The organism is Bradyrhizobium sp. USDA 4532 (assembly GCF_024171315.1).
In the GTDB taxonomy this organism is placed as follows: Bacteria; Pseudomonadota; Alphaproteobacteria; order Rhizobiales; family Xanthobacteraceae; genus Bradyrhizobium; species Bradyrhizobium australafricanum.
In genome coordinates this window covers 4,476,711-4,489,745 of sequence record NZ_JALJZN010000001.1, presented here as the reverse complement: position 1 = coordinate 4,489,745, position 13,035 = coordinate 4,476,711, and the positions used below count along the sequence as shown (strand labels likewise).

Annotated in this window: 7 protein-coding genes; 4 read left to right on the top strand and 3 right to left on the bottom strand. The window is 58.1% G+C overall.

What is annotated here, in order from left to right; all coding sequences use genetic code 11:
• The first annotated feature begins 1,050 nt into the window (after positions 1-1,050).
• Complete coding sequence (locus J2R76_RS20480; RefSeq protein ID WP_253626061.1) at positions 1,051-2,190, top strand: MFS transporter; 1,140 nt, start codon at positions 1,051-1,053, stop codon at positions 2,188-2,190.
• Positions 2,191-2,465: 275 nt separating this feature from the next.
• Here the strand turns inward: J2R76_RS20480 and J2R76_RS20475 are convergent, their stop codons facing one another.
• Positions 2,466-3,473, bottom strand: a complete 1,008-nt coding sequence (locus tag J2R76_RS20475; RefSeq protein WP_305884410.1) for a GDP-L-fucose synthase — start codon at positions 3,471-3,473, stop codon at positions 2,466-2,468.
• Positions 3,457-4,539: a GDP-mannose 4,6-dehydratase gene (gmd, locus tag J2R76_RS20470; protein WP_253624805.1), complete on the bottom strand. Its 1,083-nt coding sequence runs from the start codon at positions 4,537-4,539 to the stop codon at positions 3,457-3,459. Before gmd ends, J2R76_RS20475 begins: the two co-directional genes overlap by 17 nt.
• A 933-nt stretch (positions 4,540-5,472) precedes the next feature.
• Between gmd and glmS the strand changes: the two genes are divergently transcribed.
• From glmS to J2R76_RS20455, 3 genes are all read left to right on the top strand, one after another.
• Positions 5,473-7,299 (top strand): glutamine--fructose-6-phosphate transaminase (isomerizing), encoded by a 1,827-nt coding sequence (gene glmS / locus J2R76_RS20465; protein WP_253624804.1) that lies wholly within the window; start codon positions 5,473-5,475, stop codon positions 7,297-7,299.
• A 1,173-nt stretch (positions 7,300-8,472) separates the two neighbouring features.
• The gene (locus J2R76_RS20460) at positions 8,473-10,437 is read left to right on the top strand and encodes a glycoside hydrolase family 127 protein (RefSeq protein ID WP_253624803.1); all 1,965 of its coding nucleotides are present in this window, start codon (positions 8,473-8,475) and stop codon (positions 10,435-10,437) included.
• A gap of 428 nt (positions 10,438-10,865) precedes the next feature.
• Positions 10,866-11,693, top strand: coding sequence for an Effector protein NopP (locus J2R76_RS20455; protein WP_253624802.1), 828 nt, complete (start codon positions 10,866-10,868; stop codon positions 11,691-11,693).
• 893 nt (positions 11,694-12,586) lie between these two features.
• On the opposite strand, the gene J2R76_RS20450 is transcribed toward J2R76_RS20455, so the two are convergent.
• Positions 12,587-12,973 carry a response regulator transcription factor gene (locus tag J2R76_RS20450; RefSeq protein ID WP_253624801.1) on the bottom strand — a complete coding sequence of 129 codons (387 nt, stop codon included), beginning with the start codon at positions 12,971-12,973 and terminating at the stop codon, positions 12,587-12,589.
• Between the last annotated feature and the right edge of the window lie 62 nt (positions 12,974-13,035).

The window sequence follows — 13,035 nt, the reverse complement described above, 5'->3', positions numbered from 1 at the left end:
ACATCCAGCTGATTGCTCCAAAGACAACACAGCGCACGAGCCAGATATCCAATATCAGAGGAAAGCCCAGAACATTTGGAGGCTGATGTTCTTGCCGTTCCACTCGAAATGGTGGTGATCTTCGTCAGTGCACACTAACCTTGAAAGACCGGATCACCCGAAATGCGAAGACATTTGGCACGGCGTAGGGGATCACCAGCCTGAAGCCGGGAATAAAAGGAATTTCACAAGTATTGGACCGGCATTGACGGCTTGCGCGCGACCGCCATCCTATCGGTCATCGCCTTTCACTAAGGCTCAATCGTCCCCGGCGGCTTTATCGGCGGAGAGGTCTTTTTCGTCATCAGCGGGGACTTAATTACGTCCCAGCTCGTCCCAGAGATCCCCGCGCACACGTTCAGCCTGCTCAGCTTCTACCATCGTCGCACTCGGCGCAATCTCTCCCAGATAACGAGATGGCAATTCGCTGAGATCATTGGGCTGACGGAAGCGCTTGCGCAGAAGCCAGATGCACGGCCCGAGGCGTCGCGCACGCCGCACGAATGAAGGGGGCCTTGGCCTCCGCGACAGTGCCGAATAAAGCTAGGTGTTGATCTGGAAGCCCGCTCTGGTGATGCGCGTTGTATTGATCTTGCAACCAGTGTCGTTGCTTATGATGAGAGCTTCCGGATTGGCTGAAAAGGGATGTCATAAAAACTGACGACCGTGTTCGAGGTGAATCAGCGCATGGAAGGGCGCGCTGGGCTTTGTATGTTTTCCGACAAGGATCCTTGAGCTTTGCGCTCCGTCGGGTACCAGCAAAGACGATTGTCACTCGTAGGGCTGGTTTATCCCAGAAAGATTGCGCGACACGCCGGATGGTGATCGACAATTACTCTCATTTGACGTTCGCGCGCCAGGACTTGGGCCCGTTTTGCGACGGCATAGCATTTGCAGAGATGAAGATCGTCAACTTGAGGCCGTCATCATCGAGCTTCGGGCCGCTTGCAGGCGTAGCGCACGGGATGAGGTGCGCTGCGCTCGCGAGCCGTTCTCTCAGGAGTGCCTGTGATACCATCTGCCAATTGGTCTGCGGGCCTGCTCGGGACGCGGCTCGCATTTTTTGTGGCCGGCTTCGGCCTCGCGGCCTGGGCGCCTTTGGTGCCGCTCGCGAAGGAGCGGCTTGGGGTGGATAACCGCGTGCTCGGTCTTCTGCTACTCTGTCTCGGAGCGGGGTCCGTCATCGCTATGCTTTTGACCAGTGTGTCGAATGCGCGGTACGGCAGCAAGCCCATCATCATCGCGGGTGGGCTTGGCATCTCGCTCATCCTGCCGTGGCTTGCAGTTGCCGGCACACCTCTCAGCCTTGGTGCCATGCTGTTTGCTTTCGGTGTTTCACTTGGTTCGATCGACGTAGCCATGAATATTCATGCGATCGAATTGGAGCACGTCACAGGACGTCCATTGATGTCCGGCTTCCACGCCCAGTACAGCATTGGCGAATTCACCGGCTCTGCCGCGGTGACCTCGTTCCTTTCGCTGCAGCGTGGCCCGCTTATCTCGACGTTGGTCTGTTCGGCCTTAATGATGATCGCGATTATGTCAGCATGGCCGCGGCTGCTCGCCATGAGTTTGAAACCGCAGGAACCGTTGTTTGTCTTGCCCAATCGCAGTGTGTTGCTGGTAGCCGTACTCGCGGCTGTCACCTTTCTCGTCGAAGGTGCAATGCTTGATTGGAGCGCTTTGCTTCTCGTTGGGCAAGGCCTCCTCGCAGAGGCGCACGGCGGCCTTGGTTGTATGCTCTTCTCAATTGCGATGGCCGCAGGCCGTCTCAGCGGAGATACCATGGTAGCTCGGCTCGGCGACCGTACCACATTGATGCTCGGGACCGTGCCAATTTTGACCGGCTTCTTGGCCGTGGTGGCCGCGCCGATTGCGTTGATTGCCATGGCGGGGTTCGTGCTTATTGGATTGGGTGTTTCAAATGTTGTACCCGTACTGTGTCGACGCGCCGGCAAGCAGAGAGTGATGCCCGTAGGCGTTGCGATTGCAGTCATCACCACAGCCGGGTATGCGGGTATACTGGTCGGTCCCGCCAGCATCGGGCTCGTCGCACACATGGTCGGCTTGCCGTTAGCGTTCGCGATGTTAGGCGTGCTCATGTGCATCGCGACGCTGTCGGCGCGGATGGTGATGGCAGAGTCTCTCTAAACGTCGGCTCAGAGGGAATAGCGACGCGCGTCGAGCTAATGACCGGTCGCAAGGCGGCGTTCGTGCCGACCGTCGATAGCTCGCAACTTGATGGCTGTGGAAAGCACGTCGATCATGCCTCTGTCCCTGCAAGTCGGCCGGCTGAGCCGCAGCTTTGACATACCGGATCACTCGGCGTTGGGCGTCCCACCGAGCATTGTTGTTAACGAACTGGGTTGACTGCGCGGCGAGGTTGATTATCTGCGTGAGTGGTTAGCCCGGCTATGTTGGGACATTCACCGCCGAGTATTCTGGGATCGGCCCTGCGCCCGCTTGTCGGGACACGCGGTTACTCTGGCCGTCCATCTGCTGTCGGCGAGATACGCCCGATACGCCAACTGAATGCCCTCCTGCAGTGAGGTCTGGGCGCGCCAGCCGAGCCTGCCCAGTCGGCTGACGTCGAGCAACTTACGCGGCGTGCCGTCCGGGCGCGAGGTGTCGAAGCTGATCTCGCCGCGAAAGCCGATGGCGGCCGCGACCAACAGGGCGAACTCGGCGATGGTGATATCTTCGCCGGTGCCGATATTGACCAGTTCAGGGGAGGAATAGGTCTTCATCAGATGGATGCAGGCGTCGGCGAGATCGTCGACATAGAGGAATTCGCGGCGTGGCGTGCCGGTGCCCCACACCACGACGTTGGTCGCGCCCGAGACCTTGGCCTCGTGGAAGCGGCGGATCAGCGCGGCGACGACGTGGCTGTATTCGGGGTGATAATTGTCGCCGGGACCGTAGAGGTTGGTCGGCATCACGCTGATGAAATCGGCGCCGTACTGGCTGCGATAGGCCTCGGCCATCTTGATGCCGGCGATCTTGGCGATCGCATAGGGCTCGTTGGTCGGCTCCAGCGGGCCGGTCAGCATCGAGTCCTCGCGCAGCGGCTGCGGTGCGAGGCGCGGATAGATGCAGGACGAGCCGAAGAACATCAGCTTCTCGCATCCATTGGCGTGCGCCGCCTGGATCACGTTGGTCGAGATCGCCAGATTGTCGTAGAGGAATTCGGCGCGTAGCGTGTTGTTGGCGACGATGCCGCCGACCTTGGCGGCGGCGAGGAACACGGCTTGCGGCCGCTTGGCGGCAAACCAGGCGTTGACCGCGGCCTGGTCGCGCAGGTCGACCTCGCTGCGCGACACCGTCAAGAGATCGGCCTGCTCGCGCGCCAGCCGGCGCATCAGCGCCGAGCCGACCATGCCGCGATGGCCCGCGACGAAGACAGCCTTGCCCTTCAGTTCAAACGTGCTTGCCATTGGCCGCATCCTGCCTGGCCTCGACGAGATCGCTTTCGACCATTTCCTTCACCAGCTGCGCGAACGGCGTCTTCGGCGTCCAGCCGAGCTTGGCGCGCGCCTTGCTGGCGTCGCCGATCAGGAGATCGACCTCGGTCGGGCGGAAATAGGTCGGATCGATCTGCACCAGGGTGTTGCCAGACGCCTTGTCGACACCGACCTCCTCGACGCCCTTGCCGCGCCATTCGATGTTGCGGCCGACCTCGGCAAACGCCAGCTCGACGAATTCGCGGACCGACCGCGTCTCGCCGGTCGCGAGCACGAAGTCGCCGGGCTCGTCGATCTGCAGGATCCTGTGCATGCCCTCGACATAGTCGCGGGCATGGCCCCAGTCGCGCTTGGCATCGAGATTGCCGAGATAGAGCTTGCTCTCCAGGCCGACCTCGATGCGGGCGATGGCGCGGGTGATCTTGCGCGTCACGAAGGTCTCGCCGCGGATCGGGCTCTCATGGTTGAACAGGATGCCGTTGCTGGCGAACATGCCGTAGGCCTCGCGGTAGTTTACCGTGATCCAGTAGCCGTAGAGCTTGGCAACGCCATAGGGCGAACGCGGATAGAACGGCGTGGTCTCCTTCTGCGGCACCTCCTGCACCAGCCCGTAGAGCTCCGAGGTCGAGGCCTGATAGAACCGGGTGTCCTTCTCCATGCCGAGGATGCGGATCGCTTCCAGCAAGCGCAGCACGCCGATCGCGTCCGCGTTGGCGGTGTATTCCGGGCTTTCGAAACTGACCTGGACGTGGCTCTGGGCGGCCAGATTGTAGATCTCGGTCGGCCGGATCTGCTGCATCAAGCGGATCAGATTGGTCGAATCCGTCATGTCGCCGTAGTGCATCAGGAACGGCACATTGCCGGCATGCGGGTCCTGATAGAGATGATCGACGCGCGCGGTGTTGAGCGAGGACGACCGGCGCTTGATCCCGTGGACGGTGTAGCCGAGACCGAGCAGATATTCGGCGAGATACGCACCGTCCTGCCCGGTGATGCCGGTGATCAGCGCAACGCGCTGCTTCGAATCCTGAGTCGCCATGGTCTCTCTTAGCTACGCTGGAAAGAAAGCTTCCCTTCGAATCGTACTTTGCGAAACGGGCTTCTCGAGAAATCCGCCGGCGCACTTCACCCGCAATCAGAGGAAGCCGATCGTTAGATCTAGTCATACACATCGTGCAGGAATGCACACTATATACATTGATTTATATCGTGCTGGAGGGGGAATACCATCGAGCTTCAAAATGAAAGCCAACGACCATCGCAGATGGCGAACCCCGTTATGTGCATACGTCAATGAGAGAGCCCGAAAGTCCGAAAGTCCGTGTTCCCTGTCTTTCATTGGGTGCGTGCATTCGCTCGGTGTGGCGATGGCGCAAGAGGGTGACTTGCTCAAGCCGCGGTAGTCGATGCATTCGTCTGAACTCTGGCACGTAAGCCAGAGCACGGCGAAGCCCGCGCATCAACAACATTAGCTCTACAAAATGCCCCGATCCTTCTTCTGAACGGAACCCATAGTCTGGGCGGCAGGATCATCGACGATGATCATCGCTCTTCTGCTGACGGCCCGCTGTCGTAAGCGGCGAATGGTCGACGCGAGCACGAAATGTGAGAATGCAGCAAACGTTGGTATAGTTCTTCGAACAAGTTCGATATCGAAAGCTTACGTTCGTACAATGGAGCTTCGGTGGCAATCAATTAGTCTCATCCCGACCAACATAGCTGGAAACCGTCAGAGGCTGATGAGCCTATTACACCAGCGCGACAAACCCTAGAACGGTTGCGTGAATGCGAGAGCAGGACGTTGTAAGGTGACGCCACACTACTTGCACGACGTATCCTTGCGGCGGCCTCGTTCGGCAATGACGCCATCGTCGCTATCCAGCGAAAGTCAGTTTTTGTCGAAAGCGAATTTCATGACCAGATTTCCTGTCGGGGACGTCGGGCTCTTTGAACTTGGGCGGCATTAATCGATATGTGTGGAATTGTCGGCATCTTGGGGCGTGGTCCGGTCGTGGGGCAGTTGGTCGCTTCGCTTAAGCGATTGGAATATCGTGGCTACGACTCCGCAGGCCTCGCGACGCTCGAAGGGCTACGTATCGAGCTCCGGCGGGCTGAAGGTAAGCTGAGAAACCTTGAGGAGCGGCTGCGCTATTGTCCGCCCGAGGGTCATGCCGGTATCGGTCATACCCGCTGGGCGACTCATGGAAAACCGACCGAGAGCAATGCTCATCCGCATGCGACGGAAAATGTCGCGGTCGTTCATAACGGGATCATTGAAAACTTCCGCGAGTTGCGAGCCGAGCTGGAGCGGGATGGGGCCAACTTCCGCTCAGAGACGGACACGGAGGTGGTGGCGCATCTCGTCGAATCTTATCTCAAGAATGGCTACTCGCCGCAGGATGCAGTACAATCGTCGCTCCCGCGGCTGCGCGGAGCCTTCGCGCTTGCATTCCTCTTCAAGGCCCACGACGACCTTATGATTGGTGCGCGCAAGGGATCGCCCCTCGCGATCGGATATGGCAACGGCGAAGTGTATCTAGGATCGGACGCGATCGCGCTCGCGCCGTTGACCGACACCATTACCTATCTTGAAGACGGCGACTGGGCCGTCCTTACCCGCGCGATCTGCGTGATCTATGGCGCAGACGGCTCCGTCGTCCAGCGGGAGACATCAAAGCCTGGCGTATCGTCACTCCTTGTGGATAAAGAGAACTATCGCCATTTCATGGCCAAGGAAATCCACGAGCAGCCGAGAGTGGCCTGCAAAACACTGGCGCATTATCTTGATAGCGCAGGCGAGCGCGTAGCCCTGCCGCTCACATTGCCGTTCGATTTTAACTCCATTCAGCGCATCTCGATTACCGCATGCGGAACGGCAAACTATGCCGGTCACATCGCCAAATACTGGTTCGAGCGGTTGGCTCGCTTGCCTGTCGAGATCGATGTAGCCTCCGAGTTCCGCTACAGGGAGGCGCCTTTGCGTCAGGGCGATCTCGCGATTGTCATCTCGCAGTCCGGCGAAACCGCTGACACACTAGCTGCGTTGCGATACGCCAAGAGCCAGGACCTGCACACGATATCTGTGGTCAACGTCCCTACGTCGACGATTGCGCGCGAGAGCGAATCCGTGCTGCCGACGCTGGCGGGGCCAGAAATAGGCGTCGCTTCTACGAAGGCATTCATCTGCCAGCTGATGGTATTGGCGGTGCTTGCCGTCGCAGCAGGAAGAGAGCGCGGTAAGCTGTCAGAGATCCATGAATCGAAGCTCGTGCGCGAGCTCATCGAAGTGCCGCGGTTGATTGCTGCGGCGCTGTTGACCGAGCCGCAGATCGAAAAGCTCGCGGGTGATATCGCCAACTCGAGGGACGTGCTCTATCTCGGTCGTGGCACGTCGGCCCCCCTGGCGTTGGAAGGCGCACTCAAGTTGAAGGAAATTTCCTATATCCACTCAGAAGGTTATGCCGCCGGCGAGCTCAAACACGGACCGATCGCCTTGATCGATGAGGCCGTGCCTGTGGTGATGATTGCGCCTTACGACGAGCTCTTTGAGAAGACCGTATCGAATATGCAAGAAGTTGCGGCTCGCGGCGGCAAGATCATCCTGATCACCGATGCGAAGGGCGCTTTGGAAGCGACGCTGGACACACTCATGACCATTGTGTTGCCGGAGACGGTCGCGAACTTTACGCCGATGATCTATGCCATTCCGCTTCAGCTCTTGGCTTACCATGCCGCCCTCATAAGAGGTGCGGACGTAGATCAGCCACGTAATCTCGCCAAATCGGTGACCGTCGAATGAAACCGCAGTATTAATGTCGGAGCCTCTCGCCTCGGCATGGGGGTGTTGGATTTGCGTTCCGTTGCGTTGGTTGTGGATGACGGAGCGGACAAGTCCTTGATCTAGTTGCATCCGAAGTTGCTCGTAGTTTCTGCTGGTTGCGCGCTCAGGCAATGCTGTCGCCTTCGCCTCGGGCTCCGCTGATCGGCCGGACGGGTGGGCTTCGAAGGAGAACGATCCCGGCATCAACGGGTCAATCAATAGACCGATCAGCTGGACGAGCAGATTCGATCTTGCTTGGGTCATCATCGTAGCCCTGACTAACGCGATGGGAGCGAGGGCTACCGTTCCACAAGGCTAAATCAGCCTGAAGCCGATTCAGAACCGATGCTCCGTATCCTCGCGCCCTTGCCAAAGCCGACGAGCAGACCGGCGTAGAGATCTTCGGGCTGCTTCGTTGCGGCTAGCTCATTGGCAGCGCGTAGGCGCGGCAACTTACTGTTTTCCATATGCCAGCATGCGCGCCATGTCGGCCGACTTGAGCATGCGCTTCGACCCGTCGGAATTGCCTAGGATTAACGGCCCAGTTTCTCCGTTGAATCCTGCGTAGCGGCTGCCCATTCGATCCGACTGGGGTTCACGCGCCCTGCGCGGCCCTCCCACCTGCCACGCGTCATCAAAGGACTGTTTGAAACCGGACATTCCCGCGCAGCGTATTGAAGGCTCGAATCAGGTGCGGGCGGCTGGTCGCGACGAAGGGAGCGGCGTTCCGGCTGTATCTGCGGCCGGCGAGGGTCGTGGGCTATTATCTGCCCGGGGACAGCCGACCGGTTCGTGTATCAGGATCGACCCAGCGCCGCGGCGATGCGGGATTTAGCTCGACTGGCAAATCCGGTTGGTGGACCAGCGATCGCAACGGATGCTTATCGCAGAGCCGCAGATCGGATCGACCAGAAGAACAGTCCTCATTCTCGGCATGGGAATTGCTGGCCCGCTCCTCGAACGAGCCGCTGCCCGCCCATGTCTGGTCGTACGACGCCGCAGGAGAACCCTCTCCATTTCTGTCACTGCAACGCTCGCTTCGGGAATAGGACTGTGCAGCCGCAAACCTCTGGGCCGCAACCCCAGCAACGCAATCATGGTGAGTCGGCTTGCCTTGCTAGGCGTCCTTCCGACCCACCAGGGAGGAACGAAATGAGTGAGCGGAATGTTGCCGAAATCGATCTTCACAACCTGCACGTCTTGGATCCGCTGATTGGGAAATGCCAGCAGTTGGTAAGGGAAGTGGCAATTCCCTACCAATGGGAGGTGCTGAACGATCGCAATCCCGAGGCGATACCGAGCCACGCGGTGGAGAACTTCCGCATCGCCGCAGGAGATGCGAGAGGCGAGTTCCATGGAACGGCTTTTCAGGACAGTGACGTCGCAAAATGGCTAGAGGCGGTTGCTTGGTCACTATGCCAGGCGCCCAATCCAGAGCTGGAGAAGGCTGCCGACGAGCTGATTGAATTGATTGCAACCGCCCAATGTGGCGATGGCTATCTTAACACCTATTTCATACTGAACGCGCCTCGGGAGCGCTGGAGCAACCTAGCAGAGTGCCACGAGCTTTACTGCGCCGGCCATTTGATTGAAGCGGGTGTCGCTTTCTTTCAGGCGACGGGCAAACGGCGATTGCTCGAGGTTGGTTGCAGACTTGCTGACCACGTCGACACAGTTTTCGGCCCGGAGCGCGATCAGCTACATGGCTACGATGGCCACCCGGAAATTGAACTTGCGTTGGCGCGCCTCTACGAAGTGACGCATGAGCAGCGATATCTCACGCTAGCCAATTTTTTCGTGGAGCAACGCGGCTCGGAGCCACATTTTTACGACATTGAGTACGAGAAGCGCCGGCAATCCTGCGCCACCGAATCAGGCGGCCCGCCCTGGATGTTAAAAAACAAAGCATATAGCCAAGCGCATTTGCCACTTTCCAAGCAGCGGACTGCCACCGGCCATGCGGTGCGCTTTGTATACCTTATGACCGGGGTAGCGCATCTTGCGCGTCTGCGTCAGAACGATCAGCAACGTCAGATTTGCCTACGGCTGTGGCAAAACATGGTGCAACGCCAGTTCTATATCACCGGAGCCATCGGCTCGCAAAGCGCGGGCGAAGCGTTTAGCTGCGACTACGATCTGCCGAACGATACTGCGTACGCGGAAAGTTGCGCGTCCATTGGAATAATGATGTTCGCGCGTCGTATGCTGGAGATGGAGCTGGATGGTCACTATGCCGACGTGATGGAACGCGCGCTCTACAATACCGTTCTCGGCAGTATCGCATTCGACGGTCGTCATTATTTCTATGTTAACCCGCTTGAAATGCATCCAAAAACGCTGAGGTTCAATGGCATTTATAATCATGTCTCGCCAGTGCGAAGGCCCTGGTTTGGCTGTGCGTGCTGTCCACCGAACATCGCACGGCTTTTCGCATCGATAGGTCACTATATCTATACGCCTCGCGCCGATACGCTCTATGTAAATCTCTACGTCGGCAATAGGGTGGAAATATCGGTCGGCGGGGCTAAGCTGCGACTGCTCATGAGCGGCAACTATCCCTGGAAAGACGAGGTGGAGATCGCCGTCGAATCTGCACGGCCAATCTCTCACACGCTCGCTCTGCGCCTACCACAATGGTGCAGCGCGCCGGCGGCGAGCCTGAACGGGGAGCGTATCAATTGCGAGCTGCGAAATGGCTATTTGCACATTCACCGGACATGGAGGCAGGGAGATCGCGTCAAACTATTGCTGCCGATGCAAGTGCGTCGCGTCTACGGCCATCCGCAAGTTCGTAATTTGGCCGGCAAGGTGGCCATAGAGCGTGGCCCGTTAGTTTATTGCCTTGAGGAAGTCGACAACGGGACCGAGTTACACAACGTTTGGCTTCCTGCAGACAGCCGGTTTTCGCTTGTCGACGGAACTGGTCTCTTCAAGGGCAAGATTTTGCTGCAGGCTGACGGAGTGCGACTGCAACACACGCAATGCGAAGAAGCGGAACTTTATCAGTACGACAAGGTGCCTGGACAGCTAGAACCGCAGCGGTTGACATTCATTCCGTGGTTCAGCTGGGCTAACCGCGGTGAAGGCGAAATGCGGATTTGGATAAATGAGCGTTGACGCTGACGAAGGGTGCGCTTCTACGAGTCGTAGTTGGATAAGCGATATCGCCGGTCAAAGCCTGGACGTCGTCAATCTATTTAAGACGGCCCGTCCACGAGCTCCACTGAACCATCGCAACGAAGAACAAGGATATGAGGCGGTGCGGCGGGACTTTGTATGGGGTCAGCAGGCCAACATCGAACGATCCAATTGTTTGTGAAGAGGCATTCTGGGACTTGCTCGCGGCCTCATCAAGCCTACTGAATGCCAATGGCTTGAGCGTGTGCCGTGCTCGTTTGGAAGCAAGCACGGTGACAAGCCAGAGTGAAGTACGATTAGCGGGATCCACGTCAGGTTTTCGTAAGCCAGGCTGCCTATCAGCTCCACACGGCCTAACAGGCCTTGACCAAGTGCAGAAATCTTGCCCGACGGGAGCACCAATCGCCATGTATAATCGCATCAACGGCTCGTACTACGACCAATCACCGCCCTCTGCCGAAGCTGACGAGCAAGCGGATGCAAACAGCTTTGCGGATGCGTTCACCAACATGCGGTTGGGCGAATCTGGCTCAAGCGGCAGCTCATCTTCGGCGACAAGGCCGTATTCGCTGGTTTCAACTCCTCCTGTGATAGAATTCAAAGATCGCAGATCGTTCCGGGAAGCCGCGAAGGCCTATCATGGCGACGAGATCAAGTACATCGCCGATAACCCGCAAGAGTACTCCGACTTCGTGTCCGCTAGAGCAAGGCGAACTGCAGAAGTTGCCGAAGACTATGGAACAACCCGAGATTCCGACGACGCGCGATACTTCAGCTACCAGTTGGGGAACAAGAGTGTCGGACTTCTAAGAATGGAGGGCGGCGACAGCATGACGGAGTTCGACGTCAAGAGATGGCAGCAGCTATTTCCTGGGCGAACTGGGACTACATCAACTGTGGACCTTCAAGTCGTTCATCCGCTTGTCGAGAACGCCGGCGATATCTTGCTTGAGCACCAGCTCCGAATGGACGGCGAAAGGCCATTGCTCAATTTGCGTCCGGCTAATCCAGAAGCAAGAGCCCGTGCGGCAAAGATGGGGTTCGTCGAGGTTGATGAAGACAACATGGTTCTCGACCCAGAGAAGTCGGCCAATTGGATAAGGAACAGTGATGGTGAATGGCAGCGGAAAGGCACCACTGGGCGGTACCTTTCAAAAGCTGACGACAGTGACGGTAGCGATAGCGAGAACGTAGAAAGCTCCTCAAGGTACGACTACGAGGACGATTTCATGTGACGAGAGGATCTTACATAAGGTCGGCATCTAGACTATTTAGCGCCGCTCTTCGCAAAATCTTGCGTAGCTAAGCGGTCTATTGCCGCCGCAGCCCGTAGAGAGCCTGCTGGTTTCGAGCGAGATACCGCCTGGAGTGCAGCCGCGCCACCGGGCTTAGTGCCTACTGGGCAGCCGATCCGATGCGCAATCCAATAGATGGAATAGCTCGCATCCGCTGATTGGTTGCGTCAGATCAGACCAGTTCCGCCCGGCCGCCGTTAGGCGGCCGGGCGTTTCGCATGAGTATCTGGGCGGCTTGGCTGTGGAGGTCTTGTGCACCATCTAACATGCGCAGCAGTTGGGGAGGGTCGAAGAGGTCGTCACAAGGGGTGGCCTGAAGAAGGCGCGGAGCGATGCCAAGCTCCAATAGACAAGCAGGGCAAAAATGTGGTGACTGGCGTCGTGGCCGAAAGAACTCGCGCAGGGCCTTTGCGCGCCAACCCATATCACCCAAAACACGCATGACTTCTCACGATGGCCCCACAGAGAGCTTCTGGGTTGAACGAAGCTCTTTTGTTGCGCCAAGCGATATGTCGCAATCGTATTTTGCTGCTACGAATCTGAGCGAAGAAGCGCTTGAGCTTGTCGAATAACTTCTGCGCAAGGTCACCCGAAGTGTCAAAAAGCAGAGACGAGCGGAGCCTAGAAGTGCCAAGTACTGCGGCCGTTGGTGACAACGTCGTTCTGAGCGGCCTGATGCCTGGTGGGCAGCTCACGGGCCAAGAAGGCAATACGACATCGACTACCGCTGGTGCCGCCAGATTTCGGAGAGTCCGCTTCATATAAGATCGTACCGAGCTCGCGACCGGATCTCAACATTCAGGGCTGAAATGACTCGCCGCCGGCTGATCGTTTCAAGTGCGTCCTCCGTTGCGGCTTTCCTTCAGTGCGGCATCGAGGTGCTCGATCAGTGCATGTCCGGCGAAGGGCTTGGCCAAGAAGCCAATCGCCCCTGCGCTCAGAGCTGAGGCGCGCACGCGGTCGTTCGGGAAGGCAGTAATGAAAATGAACGGCACCCCGTAGCCGCGGGTCCGCATTTCCGCCAGCAGATCCAGGCCGCTCATAACCGGCATCTGCATGTCCGTAATTACGCAGGAGGTCTCATTCAACCGCTGGGACCTCAAAAAATCCTCGGCCGACGCAAACGTTTGAACGATGTAGCCGCGCGATTTCAATAGGTTCTCCGTCGCCGCACGGACAGATGCGTCGTCGTCAACGACAGAAATCAAAGGCGTGGACAAGACGATCCCTCCTGGCGCGGGACTAACGGCTGCCGAGGCATTAGCCACCCTGGGCGAAAAGT

Excerpts from the sequence above, each read along its gene's own strand:
- J2R76_RS20475 (WP_305884410.1), bottom strand. The coding sequence starts at position 3,473 with ATGGCAAGCACGTTTGAACTGAAGGGCAAGGCTGTCTTCGTCGCGGGC.
- J2R76_RS20455 (WP_253624802.1), top strand. The coding sequence starts at position 10,866 with ATGTATAATCGCATCAACGGCTCGTACTACGACCAATCACCGCCCTCT.
- glmS (WP_253624804.1), top strand. The coding sequence starts at position 5,473 with ATGTGTGGAATTGTCGGCATCTTGGGGCGTGGTCCGGTCGTGGGGCAG.
- gmd (WP_253624805.1), bottom strand. The coding sequence starts at position 4,539 with ATGGCGACTCAGGATTCGAAGCAGCGCGTTGCGCTGATCACCGGCATC.
- J2R76_RS20460 (WP_253624803.1), top strand. The coding sequence starts at position 8,473 with ATGAGTGAGCGGAATGTTGCCGAAATCGATCTTCACAACCTGCACGTC.